The organism is Archaeoglobus veneficus SNP6 (assembly GCF_000194625.1).
GTDB lineage: Archaea > Halobacteriota > Archaeoglobi > Archaeoglobales > Archaeoglobaceae > Archaeoglobus_C > Archaeoglobus_C veneficus.
Window position 1 is genome coordinate 1,842,126 of record NC_015320.1, and the last position, 20,557, is coordinate 1,862,682.

General features: G+C 48.4%; 19 protein-coding genes. 10 read left to right on the plus strand and 9 right to left on the minus strand.

Annotated elements, in window-relative coordinates:
• Positions 1–12: 12 nt before the first annotated feature.
• Positions 13–255, minus strand: coding sequence for a hypothetical protein (locus tag ARCVE_RS10375; protein WP_013684727.1), 243 nt, complete (start codon positions 253–255; stop codon positions 13–15).
• 216 nt (positions 256–471) lie between these two features.
• The gene (locus ARCVE_RS10380) at positions 472–3,081 is read right to left on the minus strand and encodes an ATP-dependent helicase (protein ID WP_013684728.1); all 2,610 of its coding nucleotides are present in this window, start codon (positions 3,079–3,081) and stop codon (positions 472–474) included.
• 136 nt (positions 3,082–3,217) lie between these two features.
• Here ARCVE_RS10380 and ARCVE_RS10935 point away from each other — a divergent pair, with 136 nt between their 5' ends.
• The 3 genes from ARCVE_RS10935 (at position 3,218) to ARCVE_RS10395 (ending at position 5,445) form a co-directional block, all read left to right on the plus strand.
• Positions 3,218–4,411, plus strand: a complete 1,194-nt coding sequence (locus ARCVE_RS10935) for a DUF2330 domain-containing protein (RefSeq protein WP_013684729.1) — start codon at positions 3,218–3,220, stop codon at positions 4,409–4,411.
• A 279-nt stretch (positions 4,412–4,690) separates the two neighbouring features.
• Positions 4,691–4,987 (plus strand): UPF0175 family protein, encoded by a 297-nt coding sequence (locus tag ARCVE_RS10390; protein WP_013684730.1) that lies wholly within the window; start codon positions 4,691–4,693, stop codon positions 4,985–4,987.
• Between the two features lie 143 nt (positions 4,988–5,130).
• Positions 5,131–5,445: a hypothetical protein gene (locus ARCVE_RS10395; protein WP_013684731.1), complete on the plus strand. Its 315-nt coding sequence runs from the start codon at positions 5,131–5,133 to the stop codon at positions 5,443–5,445.
• Between the two features lie 106 nt (positions 5,446–5,551).
• Here ARCVE_RS10395 and ARCVE_RS10400 read toward each other — a convergent pair whose 3' ends face one another.
• Both ARCVE_RS10400 and ARCVE_RS10940 read right to left on the minus strand, forming a co-directional pair.
• Complete coding sequence (locus tag ARCVE_RS10400) at positions 5,552–6,109, minus strand: HD domain-containing protein (protein WP_013684732.1); 558 nt, start codon at positions 6,107–6,109, stop codon at positions 5,552–5,554.
• A 4-nt stretch (positions 6,110–6,113) separates the two neighbouring features.
• A complete protein-coding gene (locus ARCVE_RS10940) occupies positions 6,114–7,544 on the minus strand; it encodes a transglutaminase-like domain-containing protein (RefSeq protein WP_052302989.1) in 1,431 nt (476 codons plus the stop codon).
• 97 nt (positions 7,545–7,641) lie between these two features.
• Here ARCVE_RS10940 and ARCVE_RS10410 point away from each other — a divergent pair, with 97 nt between their 5' ends.
• The 5 genes from ARCVE_RS10410 to lysA all read left to right on the plus strand — a co-directional run bounded on the left by ARCVE_RS10410 (position 7,642) and on the right by lysA (position 13,687).
• Entirely contained in the window at positions 7,642–8,478 is an 837-nt protein-coding gene (locus ARCVE_RS10410; RefSeq protein WP_013684734.1) for a D-aminoacyl-tRNA deacylase, read from the plus strand.
• Positions 8,479–8,552: 74 nt separating this feature from the next.
• On the plus strand, positions 8,553–10,070 hold the full coding sequence (locus tag ARCVE_RS10415) for an AMP phosphorylase (RefSeq protein ID WP_013684735.1): 1,518 nt from the start codon (positions 8,553–8,555) through the stop codon (positions 10,068–10,070).
• Positions 10,071–10,089: 19 nt separating this feature from the next.
• The gene (locus tag ARCVE_RS10420; protein WP_013684736.1) at positions 10,090–11,229 is read left to right on the plus strand and encodes a citrate/2-methylcitrate synthase; all 1,140 of its coding nucleotides are present in this window, start codon (positions 10,090–10,092) and stop codon (positions 11,227–11,229) included.
• Positions 11,230–11,249: 20 nt separating this feature from the next.
• Entirely contained in the window at positions 11,250–12,404 is a 1,155-nt protein-coding gene (locus tag ARCVE_RS10425) for an LL-diaminopimelate aminotransferase (protein ID WP_013684737.1), read from the plus strand.
• A gap of 17 nt (positions 12,405–12,421) precedes the next feature.
• On the plus strand, positions 12,422–13,687 hold the full coding sequence (gene lysA / locus ARCVE_RS10430; RefSeq protein WP_048086051.1) for a diaminopimelate decarboxylase: 1,266 nt from the start codon (positions 12,422–12,424) through the stop codon (positions 13,685–13,687).
• Between the two features lie 8 nt (positions 13,688–13,695).
• Here lysA and ARCVE_RS10435 read toward each other — a convergent pair whose 3' ends face one another.
• The 4 genes from ARCVE_RS10435 to ARCVE_RS10450 are packed head-to-tail and all read right to left on the minus strand — an operon-like array spanning position 13,696 to position 17,725.
• Entirely contained in the window at positions 13,696–14,271 is a 576-nt protein-coding gene (locus ARCVE_RS10435) for an MFS transporter (protein ID WP_013684739.1), read from the minus strand.
• A 50-nt stretch (positions 14,272–14,321) separates the two neighbouring features.
• Positions 14,322–15,008, minus strand: coding sequence for a DUF1614 domain-containing protein (locus tag ARCVE_RS10440; protein ID WP_013684740.1), 687 nt, complete (start codon positions 15,006–15,008; stop codon positions 14,322–14,324).
• On the minus strand, positions 15,005–15,247 hold the full coding sequence (locus ARCVE_RS10445; RefSeq protein ID WP_013684741.1) for a PRC-barrel domain-containing protein: 243 nt from the start codon (positions 15,245–15,247) through the stop codon (positions 15,005–15,007). The genes ARCVE_RS10440 and ARCVE_RS10445 overlap by 4 nt, the downstream gene beginning before the upstream one ends.
• 51 nt (positions 15,248–15,298) lie before the next feature.
• Positions 15,299–17,725, minus strand: a complete 2,427-nt coding sequence (locus tag ARCVE_RS10450; protein WP_013684742.1) for a CDC48 family AAA ATPase — start codon at positions 17,723–17,725, stop codon at positions 15,299–15,301.
• Positions 17,726–17,766: 41 nt separating this feature from the next.
• Between ARCVE_RS10450 and larC the strand changes: the two genes are divergently transcribed.
• Positions 17,767–18,900: a nickel pincer cofactor biosynthesis protein LarC gene (gene larC / locus ARCVE_RS10455; protein WP_013684743.1), complete on the plus strand. Its 1,134-nt coding sequence runs from the start codon at positions 17,767–17,769 to the stop codon at positions 18,898–18,900.
• A 12-nt stretch (positions 18,901–18,912) separates the two neighbouring features.
• A complete protein-coding gene (radB, locus tag ARCVE_RS10460) occupies positions 18,913–19,578 on the plus strand; it encodes a DNA repair and recombination protein RadB (RefSeq protein ID WP_013684744.1) in 666 nt (221 codons plus the stop codon).
• Positions 19,579–19,681: 103 nt separating this feature from the next.
• On the opposite strand, the gene ARCVE_RS10465 is transcribed toward radB, so the two are convergent.
• Positions 19,682–20,557 (minus strand): FAD/NAD(P)-binding protein, encoded by an 876-nt coding sequence (locus tag ARCVE_RS10465; RefSeq protein WP_013684745.1) that lies wholly within the window; start codon positions 20,555–20,557, stop codon positions 19,682–19,684.

Sequence of the window (20,557 nt, forward strand, 5' to 3'; positions counted from 1 at the left end):
GGAAGAAGACCTTTAGTGCATTGCAAGCGGTACTTGCAAGCTAAGGCTCTTTCTCGCAACCTCAGCTCTCAACATGAACAGCTCATCGAACAGCATCTTTTGTTCAGGTTCGAGATATGGGTAGCATTCGGTCATGAAGTCCATACCAAAAGGGCACAGTCCAGAAACGCACGGAAAGCTGTACTTTCCCCTGCATTCCTCGTCGCAGGGCTTGTTGAAGTCAACAACCACAGGCTCAATCATACAAACTTCCATATTCAACCCTCCAATGATTGTAATTATAATGAGTTATTTAAGTGTTTCGGCCACGTATTTATATTGTATCGACAGGTCGCATTCTGCACAATACCTCCGACTCACATTCAGAAGTCTGTAGAATTGCCAGTCTTCCGACGAGGACTGAAGACTGCCAAACTTTTAGCTGGAGAACTCACCTCTTCTATTTTCTGGACATAATAGTAACTCAGACGTTTACTGACCTACCTGAACAATATCCTGCCCTATAATCTGCAGAATCTTCTCGTGGAGAGCTTTCAGCACCTTTCTGCGATCTTCCATCAGCACAACATCTTCCTCGCCAAGCACATATATGTTAAATGCAAACGGGCTTGGATACGGAGTCCTCACTATTCTTACTTCAACCTCGCTGCCCACCTTTTCCAAATAATCGAGAGCGTTCTTCAAGTCCATAGAATCTTCCATAATCTCCCTATAAGTCTCCTTTAGTACGGGAAACTCCGGGAAATTTCTTTTCAGCAGTCTGAGCAGCGTGTCTGCATTTAGCTGCTGCCTCCAGACGCTCTTCTCTCTACCAAGGTAGTTGCGGAGAATCATCATGCTCCTTACAGCCACATGCCTGAATCTCCGCCTTAAAATTTCAGTTCTGTCGAGGGCTTTCATCAGATGTTCCCTGAATTCCTCCACGCTGAATAGCTCCATAATTTCACTATCCCGCAGAACTTTGCTGGATGGCAGAATAAGCATGAATCCATTGTCATTTAAAGCAATCTGGACGTTGCAGTCCTTCTTTAAACCAACACGGTAAGCAGATACTCTCGAAATTGCACTGTTGGCTTTCCTGCCAACGAGGGTGTGGAAGACATAACAGTTTCTACCATCGTCCTCGAACTTCTCAACTACGAGCTTTTTGTCCGTAGGTATTTCGCTGAAGAGCTTCTGCTCAAGGAAGTAGCTGTAGATGGCCTGTGCTGCATTTCTTTCGAGGTTGTACTCCTCCATGAGCCACCCGACGATTTCTTCTTCGCTCCAGCTTTCGAGCAGTTCCTCCAGCCTTCCCCTGAACTGCTGGATTCGCTGCGCCAAATCGTAGCTCAAAGGCAACTGCTCCGAGAACCAGCTTGGAACCGTTGGTTTTTCCCCTTCAACCTCCTCAACGACTATTCTCATGCCCCTTGAATGGAGAAATCGGAAAGTTCTGCCTGCGAGCACGAAGATATCTCCTTTTATGAGTCTTTCCGCAAACTCCTCCTCAACCTTGCCGACCAGCTTGCCATCCTTCGTTACCACCGATATGGCAACCTCGTCGGGGATCGTTCCGACGTTGAGGTAATAGATCGGTCTTGCAAGTTTGCCCCTTCTACCAAAAACCTCCTCGTTCTCGTCGAACCATATCTTTCCGTAGACCTTCTTTTTCTCAAGCTCCGAATAGCTGCCTGACAGGTATCGCAGCACTTCGATGAACTCGAGCTTTGATAGGTTTCTGTAAGGATATGCACACCTTATCACCGCCAAAGCCTCATCGACGCTCCACTTCTTCTCGATGGCCATCCCAACAACGTGCTGGCAGAGGACGTCGAGAGGTTTCTGTGGAATCTCAACCCTGTCGAGTCTGCGCTCAATTGCTTCCTTCGCTAAAACCGTACATTCAATGAGGTCGTCCTGGTCAACAACCACGATCCTCCCAACGCTTGTTTCGTGAAGGCGGTGACCACTCCGCCCAATTCGCTGCAAAGCCCTGTTTATGCTCTTCGGCGAGCCAAGCAGGACTACGAGATCTATGTATCCGATATCTATTCCAAGCTCGAGACTCGTTGAAGAAACGACACATCTGAGCCTGCCGTGCTTCAAGTCTTCTTCAACCTCAAGTCTAACTTCCTTTGAAAGGGATGAGTGATGAGCTTTAACAGGAAAATCCTTTCCAAGCTTCTTCTTCAGGTGATAAACAACTCTCTCAGTTGCACTCCTCGTGTTGGTGAATATGAGTGTAGTTCTCGACTTTTTCACGAGTCTCGCAAGCAAATCGTAGAGTTTCTCGCTAATCTCCTCAGCCGTTGCAGCAAAGAAGTCATCTATTGGCGAGATTACCTTTATATCCATGGGCTTTGCGAACGTTACATCTGCAACGATGCAGTCTCTCTCGCTCCCATCACTGTTGTAACCAACAAGGAATTTTGCCACTTCATCGAGTGGAGCTATGGTTGCAGAAAGGCCAATTCTGACCATTTTATCCTCCTGAATTCTCTGCAATCGCTCCATTGAAAGTGCAAGATGGCTACCACGCTTGTTCTCCGCAATGGCGTGAACTTCATCCACTATGAGAAATCTAACCCTCGTCAGAGCCTTCGAGAACTTAGGACTCGAAAGCACGATTGCGAGGGTTTCGGGTGTGGTGATGAAAATGTGGGGCGGCTTTCTGAGCTGCTTCTGCCTCTCAGCCTGCTCCGTGTCACCCGTTCTTACTGCAATTCTTATCTTCTGGAGCTTTACATCCTTTTGCTTGGCAAGCTCGTAGATTTCGCTTAGCGGCTCCTCGAGATTGCGCTTTATGTCGTTGTTCAGAGCGCGAAGAGGTGAAACGTAAACGACGTAAACCCTATCTTCAAGTGCTTTCTTCTCAGCAAGCTCAACAAGCATGCTTATGGCAGTAAGGAAAGCTGCGAGGGTTTTTCCGCTTCCTGTTGGCGAAGAAATCAGAATGTTGTTGCCTTTAAAAGCTTCGACTATTGCGTAGCGCTGCGGAGGTGTGAACGCAGAGTACTTTGACAGAAACCACTCCCTGACGAGAGGATGAAGTGTTTCAAGTATCTCTGAGTCGCTGTACGCTCTGCCCTCCTTTATCATTGCAAATGTAGTGTTGGACAGGTATGCTTAAAACCAATTCGCCTATCGTAACGTTAAGTATGCAATTAAATTTTTAAGTTTTTAAGAATTGTAACAAATAAAATAGCCTTAAAAAGGATGGAAGACCATACTTACTATGGCAAAAAAGATTATTCTCCTGCTGATAACACTTCTGATAGCTCTATTCTTATCGATGACACCCGCCCTATCAGATAGGGGATTTATTCCGCTTTACGGATATGCTGAAGAGAAATCACAGAATGCCATAATCGCCTGGAATGGTGAGAAAGAGGTTTTGATTCTCTCAACCAATTTTGAAGGCAACGCCAAACTGCTCGAAGTCATTCCTCTTCCATCAAAGCCAGATGTTAAGAAAGGTGACATGGAATCCTTTACCAAGATTGCTCGCATCGTAGCGGAGAAAACGAGGAGTATGGGGCCACTCGGTAAGGGGATTAGAGAGACAAGAGTTGAGGTTATAATGCACGAGAAAATTGGCGCTCACGACATAACGGTCGTTAAAGCCAGCGATGCAAAGGAGTTCAGAGAGTGGGCTGTCAAAGCGGCGAATCTGAGCGTTGACATTCCAGAGAAGTTCATTCACGGGATTGAGAACTACATAGAAAGAGGATACCACTACTTTGTTTTTGATATCGTTGAGGTAAACGGAAGCAACAGCGTCGAGCCGATAGTATACATCTTCGAAACAGACGAGCTGTACTACCCGCTTGAGATAACATCGTACTCCCAAGACATTTCGAGTGTAAACATCTATCTGCTGTGCTACGGCATTATTGACAGAAAAGCAATCTATAGGACTGGACTGCATCCCATTGCAGGATTTGAAGACTATATAGAGCTTGGTAGAAGAGATCTGGAAGAGATAAGCCCCGAACTTGCAATAATGGATTCAGCCTATTTCATGTACGTAATTTATCACGGCAATCTGAGCAGTCTGAGAGATTTGAGCGTTTCCAAGGATGAAGTGCACGTCCCAACACTCTACGAGAAATTATGTAAATGGCTTGACGGGCTTGTACTCGTACAGCTTGTTAAGTTTCTGGACAGAACAGACGTTTTCGGAGGTGTTCTGATTTCACTCTTTACAATCACGTCCGTTGCCGGGGCGGTTGCAGCATCTTTTATCCCCGCGAGGCTGATGAGTTTGAGAACGGGAAGAAAGTACTGGTACATAGTTTTTGCACCGATAGCTTTGATTCTGCTTACTGTAAGGGGCTGGGCAAGTCTCTTCGTTCTTGCAGCGCTTTCAATACTCGGTTTTGCGTTTCTGGTGATTGTTATAGTGAAGGCAATTGGGAGGATTCTCTGATTCTAGGTAAGAAAAAGTACGAAGAAGAAAAGGAAAGATTATACAAAGAATTTTACAGCAAAGAGAGTTTGTTAAGAGATGCAAGGAAAGGGCTTGAATATCTGGAAACCTTTGAGAAAAATTACAAAATAGTTTAACTCTCTGGCAATTTAGAATAACAGGTAACAAGAACCAATCGCCGAGACTTAACTGGAAAAATGAACTCCCGAAAAATATTTTATTACGATAACCAAAGAACAGCAGTTAACTAAATATATTCGGTTAGTTAAGACCATTTTAATGAGTACTGAAGTTAACTACATTCTGGACGCTATAACTAAACTTGGATATAAGAAGGAGGACATAATACGTGACGCCCTGACCATGTTCCTAGCCGCCAATAAAGAGCTGCGGGAGAGAATTGCCATAGAATTGTATAAAGAAGACAAAATAAGTCTTGGAAAAGCTTCTGAAATCGCTGGATTGAGTTACGAAGAGATGAAAGCATTACTGCTCAAAAACAACATCCCGGTTAGGAGGGGGCCAGAATCAGTGGACGAGCTGAAGAAGAAGGCAAAGCTTCTAAGCACGCTGTAGTTGATACCGGGTTTCTAAGCGCATTGCTGAAGATTGACCGTCTTGACTTAGTTTTTAGAATTGTTGACAGAATCCATATAACTTTTTAAGTTTATGAGGAGCTCAGTAAATGTAAAGAGCTTGTAAAACTTTTAATTGATGCCATGAATAAATATCAGATTGATCTGATCGAATCTAATGATTTTTCCGCACTCAAGGAGAAATATCCGGAGCTTGGAAAAGGTGAACTAAGCGTGATTGCTTCAGCCAGAGGCAGAATAGCGTTCATCGAAGATAGAAGAGCTGAGAAGGTCGCCGAAAGTGAAGGTATCGCAGTTTTCAACATCCCCGTCCTGTTGTTCGCATTAAAGGAGAACGGTATGATCAGCAATTTAGAGGTGGCTCGGATAGTAGAGGAGCTAAAGAACAAAGACGGGTATCTATTAAAGAAAGAAATTGAGGAGGAATTGTTAAAGTAAAAGGGCTAACATCGTACATCTTGGGTCGTCAGGATAACTCACATTACTTGTTAAATAACGCTTCGACTTTGCATTCAATAAAACTCTAAGCTCTAAACAAAGATGATCAGAAGTCTCCTCTGAGTTCCTCCTTTAACCTCCCGTAAAACTCAACCAGAAATGCATGCCTTTTCTCGGCAAGCTTTCTGCCGGTTTCTGTCTCCATCAGGTCTTTAAGCCTGAGTAGCTTCTCCTCGAAATGCTTTAAAGTGTCCTCAATGCTTCTCCCATGTTCGCCGCTGTAAAGAAACGTTCTTGCGACTCCTATCGCTCCAATGGCATCCAGCTTATCCGCATCGCTCAAAACCCTCGCTTCAAGCGTTCTTGGCTTTACACCCGATGAAAAGGAGTGAGCCTCGATGCAGTGTGCGACTTTCTCGATGAATTCTTCGCTGTAGCCTTCTTTTTTGAGTAATTCTCTCGCCATCTTCGCCCCCTCAATCGCGTGGTTCGGCCTATCTCTTGCTATATCGTGGAGTTCGGCAGCCTTTCTGACTACCTCGATGTCCGCTCCTTCTTTTTCGGCTATGTACAGAGCGAGCTTGAGGACTCTCGCAACGTGCCCATCGTCGTGGGAAGATGAATTGGGGCGGGAACGGGGACAAGAATCGGGAATGCTATTCATCCAATCACCTCGCAACGGCTATGACAACTACGATCGCTTTCGTTTTTACAGTTTTGCCGTCATCAGTCTCGAATTCGTGCAAATCCTTCAGCCCAGCGGACACGTAAAAGCTCGTGTAGCCCTTCAAATCGTCTATAGATTCTACAACCCAGTTTGCGAGCAGTTCCTTCAGGGCGGGATGGTAGTAGAGCGATGGCTTGGCAACCCAGTACGTCATACCCTTGGTAAAACCACGGGGGAGATATATCGTGCACTCGTAGCCTTTGATGACGCACTCGAGTTCCTTGTCTGACACGCTCTTCAGCCTTTCATTCTCTTTATAGCCGTACTTTGACCTGAAGAACTTTGAGACTGCATCTCTGAAATCCTCAATGTCTGCAGAGGTTACGCTGTACAGCTTTCCAAATTCGTCGATTTCTTCAGTCTCGACTTCTACACCCTCTCCGGCTCGCCTGACCTTGTGAATAAGGATTTTATCTATTTTATCTCCCTTCAGCTCGGATTCACAGCAGTAGGACGCAAGGTGTTTCAGCGGCAGGTTTTGATCCAGCACGAACAGCTCTCCACCCACTTCAACCGCAACACATGCATGGCCCACTTCTCTACCCTCGTACTTTATCTCCAGAATGTATGGCCCTATCCCGAGGTTCAAAAGGATTGCAGCTGTCAGGAACGTGTAGTCCGTGCATATCCCGTTTCCAAGTACAATTGTTTCGTAGGGTGTTTGGATTTGTGCATTCTCTATGGCAGCCTTGCTTTGGTTGTACTCGATATATTCGTCAACCCAGTCGAGGACATTCCACACAATTTCGAGTGTGTCGTCTCCTTTTATGCTCTGTGCTACGTATCCAACCTGCTCGAGGTATCTTTTGCACAGTGCACTTTTGATTGCCTCGTCGAAGGAAAGTCTCCAGCTCTTCGCTGGATCTGAGCCTATGAGAACTTCGTAGCTATCCTCAAGTCCGTCGCCATCGGTGTCAACCTTGAGGGGACTCGAGCCCTGTTTGAATTCCTCGCCATCGGGCAATCCATCTCCGTCAGAATCTGTAATGAGCGGAGAAGTGCCGTGTTTGATTTCTATTCCATCTTCCAGCCCATCTCCATCGGTGTCGGTCGCTAACGGATTAGTACCGAGTCTCAGCTCATCCCCGTCCAGAAGGCCGTCGCCATCTGAATCCTTACTCAGCGGGTCGGTTCCCATTTCGAGTTCTTTTCCATCTGTAATCCCATCGCTATCGGTATCTGCTAAAAGCGGGTTTAAGCCGAGACGGACTTCATCCCCATCGTTAACCCCATCGCCGTCGGTATCGGGATTCTTCGCGTCAGTGTGGAGGCTGAGTTCCTCGATGTCACTTAATCCATCCCCGTCACTATCGACTGCCGTGCAGCCAGCAAGTAGAACGGAGAGCAGTAGCAGCATCGCAGGCCGCAACATCCATTTCTGAATTGGTGGAGGCCTATTATAAACGTATTCATGCGTTGCAATAGAGCTGCGAACAAAAGATTTTAAAGAGTCCTGAAGTCGGAAGTCCATGAAGCTCATCGTCTGCAGCAAAGTGGATTTAGCATCCCAGAACATAAAGGACAGACTTCTCGAAATGCTTGACGCAGAAAGAAAAGTACTAAAGAGCGGCGTTTTTTATGATGCCGGCGACATTGGGATAATCGAGGTTGAGGAGAGACTTATCTACGCCGATTACCTCGACGAGAGACTCAAAAAGGAGCTTGATTTCAATGAAATTCTCTTCGCGTCAAGACACAGCAGCAAGGATGGAAGAAAGCTTCTCTCCGTCCACGTTTCCGGAAACGTGGCAACAGCAGACTTTGGAGGTAAGCCATACTCTCTTGCAAAGCCCGCTCCGCAGACGATAAAGAACTACGTCCTCGCTCTGAAGGAAAAGCTCGAAAGAGTCTCAGATTACACGTTTAGCCTCGAAGTGACGCACCACGGCCCTTCGGAGATTTCGACTCCGTCTGCATTCTACGAGATTGGCTCCACCGAAGAAGCGTGGAAGGATGAGGAAGTTGCAAGGGTCGTTGCCGAGGCGATGCTCGAAGCCATCAACGCAGAAAAAAGAGACTGGCCGGTTGCTGTTGGCGTTGGTGGCACTCACTACGCTCCGAGGCAGACAGAGATAATACTCGAAACGACTCTGACGTTCGGTCACAACTTCGCAAAGTACACCTTCGACGGATTAAACTCCGAAATTCTCGCTAAGGCCATCGAACTCAGTGAAGCAGAGTATATACTTATAGACGAAAAATCTGTGACATCGCGGATAAAGAAGCTCGTTGCGGAAGTATCGGACGTTACCGGAGTGCCAGTTATAAAATCCAAGAATGCAAAAAGGGAGTTTACCCTACACTGAAAAACACTCAAAAACTTCTGCAAATTATTCCAGAATTTGGCAACATTTAAAAACATCTGTTGGTACTTGTGAACATGAAGTTCAGGGTAAAGCTAATTCCAGTCAGAATGGATCGCTCATCGGCAATAATGAGTCAGGAGGATGCCGAGGAGCTCGGAGTCCTCGTAGGCGATAGAGTCAAGCTCGTTTTTGGTAAAAAATCTGTTATCGCTGATGTGCAAATCGCAACAGGTCTCATTGAGAGGGGTGAAATCGGAATATGCAGGACGATAACAGACTATCTCGAAATTGAAGATGGTGGGGAAGTAGAACTTTATCCAGTTTCGAAGCCCGCCAGCGTCGAGTACATAAGGAAGAAAATGGACGGGCACAAGCTGACAAAGGAGGAGATATTCGCGATAATCAAGGACATTGTAAACAACGCTCTGAACGAAATCGAGCTTTCGGCCTTTGTTCTTTCAGACTACTTCCACGGGATGGATTTCGATGAGATTGAGTGGACGACAAGGGCGATGATAGACACCGGTGAGACGCTAACGTTTGAAAGGGGAATAGTCGTTGACAAGCACAGCATTGGCGGCGTTCCCGGCAACAAGATTTCTCTCCTCATCGTTCCCATTATTGCGGCAAGTGGATTGCTCATTCCAAAGACTGCAAGCAGAGCCATCACTTCTGCGAGCGGTACTGCCGACACAATGGAGGTACTTGCAAACGTCAGCCTCAGCGTTGACGAGATAAAGGAGATCACCGAGAGAGTTGGCGGAGTGATCGCGTGGGGTGGTGCAACAAATATAGCCCCTGCGGACGACAAGATAATCAGGGTCGAGTACCCTCTATCCATAGATCCTAAGCCCCAGCTTCTTGCGAGTGTTATGGCCAAGAAGGGGGCTATAGGTGCCAAGCACGTGGTAATCGACATTCCTGTCGGAGCGGGCTCGAAGGTTCCGACGGTGGAGAAGGGAAGAGAGCTTGCCAATGATTTCGTAGAACTTGGAAGAAGACTCGGCCTTAATGTTACGTGCGTTCTCACCTACGGCGGTCAGCCCGTTGGAAGGACAGTTGGGCCCGCGCTCGAAGCATGGGAAGCTTTAAAGGCTCTCGAAAATGCGAAACCACCAAGAAGTCTGGTTGAGAAGGCACTCGGTGTTGCCGGCACGTTGCTCGAAATGGCGGGCATAACTGTTAATGGAATAGAACACGCAAGAAAGATACTCGAGTCTGGAAAAGCTCTTGAGAAGTTCAGAGAGATAGTGGAAGCCCAGGGAGGGGACCCAAACATAAAGTCCGACGACGTTCCTATAGGGGACAAGACATACCAGTTCACGTCTCCAATAGATGGTGCTATTGCGCATGTGGATAACAAGAGAATAGTTAAGGTTGCAAGGGCTGCTGGAGCTCCGAAGGATAAGGGGGCAGGTATTATGCTGCACAAGAAGGGTGGCCAGCACGTGAAGGTTGGAGACCCCCTGTTTACAATTTACGCTGAGAAGGAGTGGAAGCTCGACAGGGCAGTAGAGCTTGCGATGCGCGAACCTCCCGTGGTTGTATCAGGAATGGTTCTCGAGAAGTACCCATCTTACAGATACATATGAAGAAGAGGAGGTGCCGAAGTTGTGTGAGAAGAAAATCCATGATGGTCTTCAGGATGTTCTTGCATGCAAGTCAAGCATATGCAGAATTGAAATGATTGACGGGAAGGCGATACTCGAGTACAGAGGATACGATATTCACGAGCTTGCGCAGCACTCCACATTTGAAGAGGTGGCATACCTTCTCCTCTTCGGCGAGTTGCCTACGAAGAGTGAGCTTGAGGCTTTCAGTGAGGAGCTTAAGGAGTTGCGTGAGTTACCTCCGCAAATAATAGGTCTTCTAACGCACCTGTCCCCGTTTTCTCACCCAATGGTTGTTCTGAGAACTGCAATATCTTATCTCGGTACGATGGACAAGCATATCCATCATAAGAGCCATGAGAAAAGTCTTCAGAAAGCGAAAAGTCTCATAGCCAAGTTTCCAACTATAGTCGCGTACTTCCACCGCATAAGGAGCGGCCAGAACCTCGTACATCCCAGTGATGAGTTGAGCCATGCGGCCAACTTCCTGTACATGCTCCATGGCGTCGAACCCACGAAGACTGAAGCAAAGGCCATGGATCTCGACCTTGTTCTGCACGCAGACCACGAGTTAAACGCCTCAACGTTTGCTGCACGCATCGCCGCTTCGACTCTTGCAGACATCTACGCCTGCGTTGTTGCTGCAACTGGCACGTTAATGGGGCCGCTACATGGAGGAGCAGCGCAGAAGGTTATGGAAATGCTGAGGGAAATCGCTGTTCCCTGGAGGGCTGAGGAGTACGTGAAAATGAAGCTCGAGAGAGGTGAGCGCATAATGGGCTTTGGTCACAGAGTATACAGAGGAGTCGTTGACCCACGTACCATAGAGCTTAGAGCCCTCGCAGAGAAGCTCGCGAAGGAAAAGGAGCCGAAGTGGTTCGAGATAAGCAGGGCTGTTGAGGAAGCCGTTTACAAGTACAAGGGCCTGTTCCCAAATGTGGATTTCTATTCGGCAAGCGTTTATGCCAACTTAGGCATTCCTGACGATCTGTTCATTAACATATTCGCAATAAGCAGAATCTCCGGATGGACAGCCCACATAATTGAGCAGTATGAGAACAACAGATTAATCAGGCCGAGAGCCTTTTACGTTGGGGAGGCAGGTAGAAAGTACGTTCCGATAGACCAGCGCGGTGATTAGCGCAGATAAAGGTGGTCAACATGTTCGGTCTGGCGGAGAGGCTTCAAAGGCTACCACCATACCTGTTTGCAGAATTAGACGCAATGAAGAGGAAGAAACTGAGGGAGGGCGTGAAGCTAATAGACTTCGGTGTTGGCGATCCAGACTTACCAACGCCACCACACATCGTTGAGGCGATGAAGAAGGCAGTTGAAAAGGTGGAGAACCAGAAGTACCCCAGCTACGAAGGGATGCTGTCCTTCAGGGAGGCTGTAGCGGACTTCTATAAGAGAAGAAAAGGTGTAGACCTCGACCCAGAGAAGGAAGTCATAGCCCTCATCGGCTCGAAGGAAGGTATAGCACACTTACCGCTTGCATACGTCAACAGTGGAGATATCGTTCTCTGTCCCGACCCGGGATATCCCGTTTATCCATCCTCCGCCATCCTCGCCGACGGAAAGCCTTATTTCATGCCACTTAAGAAGGAAAACGGCTTCCTTCCAGACTTGCAGGCAATCCCCGACGACGTTGCAAGGAAGGCGAAGATAATGTTCCTGAACTACCCCAACAACCCCACCGCAAGCGTTGCGGAGAAGGACTTCATAAAGGAAGTCATCGAGTTCTGCAACGACAGGAAAATCGTACTTGCCCACGATGCAGCGTACAGCGAGATTACCTTCGATTACAGAGCAAGAAGTTTCCTCGAAGTTGGTATTGAAGGTGTCATAGAATTCAACTCCCTCTCCAAGACCTACAACATGACGGGCTGGCGTATCGGATTTGCTGCAGGCTGCCCCGAGGTCCTTGCCGGCCTGCTCAAGGTGAAAACCAACGTTGACAGTGGAGTATTTCAGGCTGTGCAGGAGGCTGCGATTGCTGCTCTTACGGGAAGCGACGAAGTCATAGATGAAAACAACAGAATTTACAAGGAGAGAAGAGATACCCTCATCGAAGGGTTGAAAGAAGTAGGCCTCAACGCCGAGAAGCCGAAGGCGACGTTTTACGTCTGGTGCGAGGTTCCTGAAGGCTATACGAGCATGGAGTTCACAAAGAAGTTGCTGAACGATGCAGGCATCCTCGTAACACCTGGTATCGGTTTCGGTGAGCACGGCGAGGGATTCGTCAGGTTCGCCCTTACGAGAGATGTTGGAGTTATTCAGGAAGCAGTTGAGAGGCTCAAGGGCCTGAGTCTGTAATGCCTGGCTGTGGTAGCATGTTCAGAAGCGTTGATGGAGTCCTCCACGTCGAAGGGGTTAGCGTTCTCGATCTTGTCAAGGAGCTTGGCTCGCCGCTATACGTCACCTCGAGAGGTAGGCTCGAGGAAAACATGAAAGCATACATGCAAGCGTTTCCCGACGCAAGGCTGCTGTATGCTGTTAAAGCCAACAACAACCTCTCAATAATGAAGATAATTTCGAGAGCGGGATTTGGAGCGGACGTTTTCAGCGATGGAGAGCTTTATTTAGCACTTCTTGCCGGCTTTAAGCCGGAAAAGATTCTCTTCAACGGAAATTCGAAAAGTGAAGAGGAAATCCGAATGGGCGTCAGGGCAGGCACGTACTTCAGCGTTGACAGCATCGACGAACTCCACGTTCTGTCAGAAGTGGCGGTTGAGGAGGGCGAGGAGGTTAAGATTGCGTTCAGGATAAACCCCGATATATCTCCGGAGACACATCCGAAAATATCTACCGGCCTCAGAACGTCAAAGTTTGGGATTCCGTGGGAGGAAGTTGCGAACGCCTACAGGCTTGCTGTTGAAATGCCCGGCATTGTGCCTGCAGGCATCCACTGCCACATAGGAAGCCAGATTCTCGACATTTCGCCCTTCGTGGAGGCGTTAAACCGCCTTTTCGACGTTGCAGAAGTGCTCGAGGATATGGGAATAGATGTAGAATTCCTCGATCTCGGCGGTGGCCTGGGAATAGACTACGAGGGGAAAGGATCTCCAACTCCAGCCGATTTCGCAGCAAAGATTCTACCCGTTTTCGAGGAGAGGAAAGAAAGGCTGAACTCGAATCCGGAGCTGTGGCTCGAACCCGGGAGGAGCATAATAGGCAACACTACAATACTGCTGACGAAAGTGAATGCTGTAAAGAAGGCCTACAAGAACTTCGTTGCGGTCGATGCAGGTTTTAATCTGCTTATGAGGCCAGCAATGTATAATGCCTATCACAGAGTAGCCATAGCCAATAAAATGGATCGCGAAGAGGAAGAAGTATACACCATAGTGGGCCCAATATGCGAGAGCGGAGATGTTCTTGCTGAGGATAGAAAACTGCCAAGGGTTGAGAGAGGGGACATTATAGCTATATTCGACGCGGGAGCTTACGGCTTCTCAATGAGCAGCCAGTACAACGGAAGGCGAAGATGCGCTGAAGTCCTCGTTGAAGGCAATAAGTACTACGTCATAAGGGAAAGAGAGAGCTACACCGATCTGGTTGGAAAACAAGTAATTCCGGAGCACCTTTTGAAAGAATAATTTTTGAATTATATTTTAACATCCTCCTTTGAGAAAACGTAAATCGTTGCAGCTATTCCAAGTGCTATCATCAGGAAAGCAACCCTTAGCATAACCTTGAAACCGAACAGTTCTGCAAGTACACCTCCAAGGGCCGGCCCTACAACCCATCCGAAGTTCCACATCGCGTTGTATATGCCGAGAGCCTCACCCCTCCTTCTGTCCGTCATGTCCGTAATAAGCGCTGGCGTTGCAACGCCGAGCATCGCCCAGCCAAAACCCTCCAGTATGTGCAGCGGTAAAGCCTGCGTGTAGTATACTATAGTCGAGTAGAGTAGCATCACCGCTGCGAAGCACACCTGTGCGAAGAGAATTAGCGGTGCTCTGCCATATCTGTCAGCAAGTTTTCCAATAAATATCGAGGAGGCCGCTCCTGTCGCTGCTCCCGCGGTGAAGAGAAGACCGATTGCAATTCTCCCTGCTCCAAGCTCGGATAAGTAGAGAGGAAGAACTGAATACATCATGCCCGCTGAGGTCATCAGAGGGAGGAGTGATATGTTAAGGACCAAAACTGCACCCATGCGCTCGTGTTTCTCTGCTGGCATAAAGATACAGTATCCAGCGGCCTTAAAAGCTTTTAGAGCTTAGGAGAGGCTTAAATAAAGAATAGGGAAAATGCCACAGCAAATATACCTGTTAAAAATATACCGTCGAACGTTCCGGCTCCGCCAATACTCACGACACCACTCCCTATGCGCTCAATGTCCTTAAGGTGCAGAATATCAGCGCCAAAAAGGGCCGAAAGAACCCCAGCAGAAAACGCCATTTGAGGAAGGAAGTAAAGTGGGTATCCAAAGAATAGCAGGAACAGGTAGCTGCTCGCCGCTGCGATGAGGGGTGGCAGAAAAGTCGGAACTGCTATACCAAGCCCCTCTATGGGCATCGCAAACCTGTATATGACTGCTGTACAGACTGCGAAGCTGAGCAGCCACGCGTCGAGGGGTAGGGATGGAACAAGCCTGAGTGCGAGAACTGCTGGAATTACACATCCTCCAATGTTTACAGCTACGGTGATTTTCCGCCTTTCCCTAATAGTGTATATGAAGCCGAAGAACCTGTATCGCTTCTCAACGATTCTGCCTTCTTTTTCGTAAATGGGTATGTTTATCAGGCTGCCTATGACTATCAGAGCGAATACGGTAACGGCTTCATCGTAGGACAGGCCGAAGACTATCTGGAAGATATTTGAAGTTGCAAAAACGAAGACGAAGGCAAAGAATGGAAGGACAATCAGGAGGAGAAAGAAAGGCAGTAAAAGGGGAGGAAAGACGTAATCTCTCATGCTTTCCTGAGCATCCTCCTGTCTATAACTACATAGTCAGCTATGGACTTTACAGTTTCAAAGGGGATTACATACAGGCCATCCTGCTTTTCGAGTTCGGGTATGTCGTTTCTTGGCTTTACAAGGATGTCCATGAGTGTGCCCGTTTTCAGGTCTGCCGTCACATTGTACACCGTCCCGACAACAGTTCCATCTGAAAGCAGTACCGTTTTCTTTGCGAGTGATCTTGCGAATATCATACAATCACCGTTTCAAAAATTAACACGAACGTATATAAAATTTTGGAAGGGTCATCCATAGCCGACGAAAGTCTTTGCAGTAACTTTTGCCCTGTCCTGCTTCGACTTCTCCTCGAATCTCTCGTAAAAGTTCAGCATCGACTCCGTTATGCTCGGCTTTATCTTCTTCAGCGCTTCGAGGAAATGTCTCATCTCTATCCTCTCGCTGTCCATGTTCTCCCTCAGAGCGAGCATCACTGCCTCTCTGCACACTGCCTCAATATCCGCTCCAACGTATCCCTCCGTGATGTCTGCAAGCTCCACTAAATCCACATCGTCGCTGAGGGGCATGCTGCGGGTATGAATCTTGAAGATGGCAAGTCTGCTTCTCTTGTCTGGTGGCCTTACGTACACAAGCCTGTCAAACCTGCCTGGTCTGAGCAGCGCAGGATCGAGGATGTCGGGTCTGTTTGTTGCCCCGATCACTATGACTCCCTCAAGGTCTTCGAGACCATCCATTTCTGTCAGGAGCTGGTTGACGACCCTCTCAACAGCCCTGCTACCCTCCTCGATTCCCCTCATTGGCGCTATGGCGTCTATTTCGTCAAAGAAGATTATACAGGGTGCCACCTGCCTTGCCTTTCTGAATATTTTCCTCACAGCTTTTTCGCTCTCACCCAGCCACTTGCTGAGCAGTTCGCTGCCCTTGACGCTTATGAAGTTCGCCTTGGTTTCGTTGGCAACGGCCTTCGCTATCAGCGTCTTACCAGTTCCGGGTGGGCCGTATAGCAGAACTCCCTTCGGAGGGCGAATTCCGAACCTCCTGAACTTCTCAGGATAGCGGAGTGGCCACTCCACTGCCTCGACAATTTCCCTCTTGACGTCCTCAAGCCCTCCAACATCCTTCCAAGACACCTTTGGAATCTCCACGAGAACCTCTCTCATTGCTGAGGGCTCTATTCCCTTCATCGCTTCCCTGAAGTCGTCGAACGTGACTCTTATCGATTCAAGGACTTCTGCCGGTATCTCCTCGCTGTTCAGGTCTATGTGAGGTAGATATCTCCGAAGTGCTTTCATTGCAGCCTCCTTGCACAGCGCCTCGATGTCCGCTCCGACGAAACCGTGGGTCTGGTCGGCTATTGCCCTCAGCATACTTCTGAGTATATCTCTCTCAAGTTCTGGGAGCATCTCTGGAGGAACTATCTTCTCCACAATCTCCTTGATCTCCTCCTTCCTCTCAGACTTTTCTACTTCCTCGATGGCAATGCTGACGAAGCTGGCATCCTCTCCTTCCTCCTCAAGAGCCTTCTTCAGACTCTTGAGGGCTGGAAGGACGAACTCCCTGCTGTATTCTGGCTCGAGGGGCATGTTTCGGGTGTGTATCTGCAGAATCTCGAACCTGCCCTCTCTGTCTGGCACACCAATTTCGATTTCTCTGTCAAATCTACCAGGCCTCCTCAGTGCTGGATCGACGGCATCAATGCGGTTCGTTGCACCTATGACTATCACCTGGCCCCTTTCTTCCAGTCCGTCCATCAGGGTAAGAAGCTGTGCAACGACACGCCTCTCAACTTCTCCAGTCACTTCTTCTCTCTTTGGAGCAATTGAGTCGATTTCATCGATGAATATAATCGATGGTGCGTTCTCCTTCGCCTCTTCGAAGATTTCACGAAGCCTCTGCTCCGACTCGCCGTAGAACTTGCTCATTATCTCAGGGCCGTTTATCGTGAAGAAGCTCGCCCCGATTTCGTTGGCAACAGCCTTCGCTATCAGCGTCTTACCAGTTCCGGGCGGGCCGTGGAGGAGCACACCCTTTGGCGGATCGATTCCAAGGCGCTGGAATAGCTCCGGATATCGGAGGGGTAGCTCTATAATCTCCCTGACCTTCTGGAGTTCCTCTTTTAGTCCACCAATGTCCTCGTAGGTAACTCCACCCCTGCCAAGCCTTTCAAATCCCTTGGCAGGCCTGTCACGGTACACGACCTTCGTAAGCTCGTCGATTATGACGACGCCCTTGGGCTCCGTCTTGACCGCAACGAAGAGAAGTGCCTGATTCTGCCCGTACTTGCCGAAGCCTGCAAGGGCTGGAGCGCCGATGAGAGGAATGAGGTCACCCTCTATAACGGGCCTCTTGAGAAGCTGGTGCTTAAGATAATCTCCAATATCCATTCCGTAAACCCTGAAGTCCATTTTGCGGAGAGGAGCAATAATTACAACCTTCGCAGGCTGATAGGCGGTTTTTCTGACTTTAACCGTATCGCCGACGCTAACTCCTGCATTCTCTCTTATGAAACGATCAACACGAATTATTCCCCGTCCCCAGTCACGCTTTGGAGCCCTCCACACCTTTGCAACGGTCTTGCGTTTACCCTCAATTTCGATGATGTCACCTGGCGAAATCTGAAGCTTGAGCATTGCATCTGGATCAAGCCTCGCAATACCTCTTCCCGAATCACTCGGATAAGCCTGATTCACTTTAAGGATTATTTCCGATGCCATGATAACAATCTAAATAAATCGTATAAAAAAACTTCCGTCGGATGAAGATTGCGATATTCGATGGTTTCAGCGGTGCTGGCGGAGATATGATTGTAGCCTCTCTGCTCGGCGTTTCGCTCAGTGAGAATGATCTGTCAGAGATCGTGTCCACGCTCAGCTTGAGAGTTTCAGTTAGCGTTGAAGAGACGGTTATAAGCGGTATAGTAGCAAAAAGGGTTGTAGTAAGTGGGGAAGAAAAAGATAGAGAGTTTTCAGAAGTTATCGAGATTATAGAATCTTCAAACCTCGATGCAGAGGTAAAAAAGGAGGCGAAAGCAATATTTGAGAGGCTTGCACGGGCCGAAGGAGTTGTTCACGGCAGAGATTACAAAAAAGCGGTTTTCCACGAAGTTGGCAGCGATGATGCGATTTTTGACGTGGTATCTGCGGTGACAGGCCTGATAAGGCTCAGGAGGCAGGGCTACAGGTTCTTTGCCACACCCATAAGGCTGGGTAGTGGACACGTAGAGATAAGCCACGGTAAAATCCCTGTCCCCGCTCCTGCAACCCTTGAAATCCTCAAGAATTCAAAACTCGAAGTTGTATTTGGGGGCGAGGGCGAACTCCTGACACCGACTGCAGCAGCAATTCTGTCGCACTTCTGCGAGGGTACGCTAAAGCTGCCGTTCACGGTCAGGTCGGTGAGCTATTCTGCAGGGAAAAGAAGCCTGCTCAGGCTGATTCTCGGGGAGTGCCATTCCCACGATTCAATTGCCATACTCGAAACGACAGTGGATGATGCAAGCGGGGAACTGCTTGGCCATGCAATTGAGCAGATTTCAAAGCTTGCCCTCGACGTAAATGCCGTTCAGGTTATTGGCAAAAAGGGCAGGCCAGCGGTGCTGATAAGGGCGATTACGAAGCTGGAAAAGAGTGAGGAGCTATCAAAGCTAATAATGGAAGAAACGGGCTCAATAGGAGTCAGGATAATTCCCGTGTACCACAGACTCGTAGCGGAGAGAAAGGAGGAGATCAGAGAAGTGGAAATCGACGGAAAGAAGTTCAAAGTGAGGGTTAAGATTTCGTATCCTGGCGTTGCAGTGGTGAAGCCGGAGTTTGAGGATGTCAAGGCCATTGCCAGCGAGCTGAAAAAGCCTCTACCGGTGGTTTACAGAGAGGTCATGAAGAATATCTGAGGAGGACTTGAAATGGAGTTCCTGAGGCTCCCATCGGGAAGCAGGTGCATAGACTCTCTTCTCGGCGGAGGATTTGAAACTGGAACGATTACGCAGATTTATGGGGCGAGTGCCACCGGAAAAACCTCACTGTGTTTGATGCTGGCCTACAACACCGCCCTGAGATTTGGAAAGGTTGCGTACATAGACACCGAGGGTCTCTCAGGCGAGAGAGTCAAACAGATTTTCGAGAAGGGCGAAGTTCTCAAGAACGTGTACATCTACGACGTTTTCGACTTTAAACAGCAGAGCGTGGCAATAAAGGAGCTGGCAAAGCTCTGCAGGAAAGAGGAAGTCAGGCTCGTTATTGTTGACTCTTTCACAGCCCTCTACCGCAGCGAACTCGAGGATGAGAGAGCGGTTCAGATGAAGAGGGAACTCGTCCACCAGCTCACGTTTCTGCTTGGCCTCGCGAGGAAGTACGGTCTTGCGGTAGTGATCACGAACCAGATGTTTACAGACGTGAAAACGGGGGAGGACAAACCACTCGGAGGACCGAGCATAGACCACCTCTCCAAGGTTATATTAGCTCTTGAAAGATCCAATTCAGAAAGGAAAGCTACGCTCGTAAAGCACCGCTCGAAGCCAGAAGGTGAGAGTTGCACGTTCAGGATTACGGACAGGGGACTCGAGCCCTGAGTTTATTGACTACTGTAACTTGGCAGGTGCGACCGTCCCATCCTACCAAATCTTGGTAGATCAGTAACTGCCAAAACGGAAATTTAGAGGGGAAATTAAAAAATCAGAAGTCAGGCGGAAGCTGTTTTATGAAGTCGTACCTGAACACCGGGCCGTCCTTGCAGACGTAAACGCTGCCTATGTTGCATCGCCCGCACTTACCTATCCCGCACTTCATCTTGTTCTCGAGCGTCGTGTAAATCTGCTCTTCTCTGAATCCAAGCTTCAGGAGGTTTTCGATGACGTACTTAATCATGATTGGCGGGCCACACGTCACGGCAACGCTGTTGTCTGGAGAAGGCTTAACCGCTGCAACAACCATCGGAACGAAGCCCACGAGCTTTCTCACACCCTCCGGTATTTCGCTTTCATCTGGCTTATCCCAGTTGAGCTTGAACCAGCCCTCTTCGTCTCTATCAACGGAAAGCCACACATCCTCGGAATCCATCAGTCTTTCCAGCTCGTTCAAATAGACCAAGTCCCGCGAAGTTCTTGCTCCATTTATAACAATCAGCTTTCCGTATTTTTCCCTGTTGTCGAGAATGTAGTGAAGGATTGAACGCAGAGGAGCAAAGCCTATTCCACCGCCTATGAGCACGACGTTCTTACCCTCCCACCCCTCCACGGGAAATCCGTTACCGAGAGGACCCCTTATACCAACAATATCTCCCTTTTTCATCTGATGTAAGGCCGTTGTCACCCTTCCAACCCTCATAACGGTGAACTCTATGCTATTCCTCGTTGGAGATGTGGAGATTGCAAACATGCTCTCGCCTTTACCAAAAGCCGAAACCATGAGAGTCTGACCCGGTACGAAGTTGAATTCGCCATCAATAGGCCTGACTCTGAAGGTCTTGATCGCTCTCTCCCCTTCCGTTTCGGGGATGACTTTCTCGATTACCGCTGGTTTCGGGATGTAGGGGTTTTCTGCTTCTACCAT

What these genes read in the sequence shown, in the direction of transcription:
- ARCVE_RS10375 (WP_013684727.1), bottom strand. Translation starts at nt 255, where the DNA reads ATGGAAGTTTGTATGATTGAGCCTGTGGTTGTTGACTTCAACAAGCCC.
- ARCVE_RS10380 (WP_013684728.1), bottom strand. Translation starts at nt 3,081, where the DNA reads ATGATAAAGGAGGGCAGAGCGTACAGCGACTCAGAGATACTTGAAACA.
- ARCVE_RS10935 (WP_013684729.1), top strand. Translation starts at nt 3,218, where the DNA reads ATGGCAAAAAAGATTATTCTCCTGCTGATAACACTTCTGATAGCTCTA.
- ARCVE_RS10390 (WP_013684730.1), top strand. Translation starts at nt 4,691, where the DNA reads ATGAGTACTGAAGTTAACTACATTCTGGACGCTATAACTAAACTTGGA.
- ARCVE_RS10395 (WP_013684731.1), top strand. Translation starts at nt 5,131, where the DNA reads ATGAATAAATATCAGATTGATCTGATCGAATCTAATGATTTTTCCGCA.
- ARCVE_RS10400 (WP_013684732.1), bottom strand. Translation starts at nt 6,109, where the DNA reads ATGAATAGCATTCCCGATTCTTGTCCCCGTTCCCGCCCCAATTCATCT.
- ARCVE_RS10940 (WP_052302989.1), bottom strand. Translation starts at nt 7,544, where the DNA reads ATGTTGCGGCCTGCGATGCTGCTACTGCTCTCCGTTCTACTTGCTGGC.
- ARCVE_RS10410 (WP_013684734.1), top strand. Translation starts at nt 7,642, where the DNA reads ATGAAGCTCATCGTCTGCAGCAAAGTGGATTTAGCATCCCAGAACATA.
- ARCVE_RS10415 (WP_013684735.1), top strand. Translation starts at nt 8,553, where the DNA reads ATGAAGTTCAGGGTAAAGCTAATTCCAGTCAGAATGGATCGCTCATCG.
- ARCVE_RS10425 (WP_013684737.1), top strand. Translation starts at nt 11,250, where the DNA reads ATGTTCGGTCTGGCGGAGAGGCTTCAAAGGCTACCACCATACCTGTTT.
- lysA (WP_048086051.1), top strand. Translation starts at nt 12,422, where the DNA reads ATGTTCAGAAGCGTTGATGGAGTCCTCCACGTCGAAGGGGTTAGCGTT.
- ARCVE_RS10435 (WP_013684739.1), bottom strand. Translation starts at nt 14,271, where the DNA reads ATGCCAGCAGAGAAACACGAGCGCATGGGTGCAGTTTTGGTCCTTAAC.
- ARCVE_RS10440 (WP_013684740.1), bottom strand. Translation starts at nt 15,008, where the DNA reads ATGAGAGATTACGTCTTTCCTCCCCTTTTACTGCCTTTCTTTCTCCTC.
- ARCVE_RS10445 (WP_013684741.1), bottom strand. Translation starts at nt 15,247, where the DNA reads ATGATATTCGCAAGATCACTCGCAAAGAAAACGGTACTGCTTTCAGAT.
- ARCVE_RS10450 (WP_013684742.1), bottom strand. Translation starts at nt 17,725, where the DNA reads ATGGCATCGGAAATAATCCTTAAAGTGAATCAGGCTTATCCGAGTGAT.
- larC (WP_013684743.1), top strand. Translation starts at nt 17,767, where the DNA reads ATGAAGATTGCGATATTCGATGGTTTCAGCGGTGCTGGCGGAGATATG.
- radB (WP_013684744.1), top strand. Translation starts at nt 18,913, where the DNA reads ATGGAGTTCCTGAGGCTCCCATCGGGAAGCAGGTGCATAGACTCTCTT.
- ARCVE_RS10465 (WP_013684745.1), bottom strand. Translation starts at nt 20,557, where the DNA reads ATGGTAGAAGCAGAAAACCCCTACATCCCGAAACCAGCGGTAATCGAG.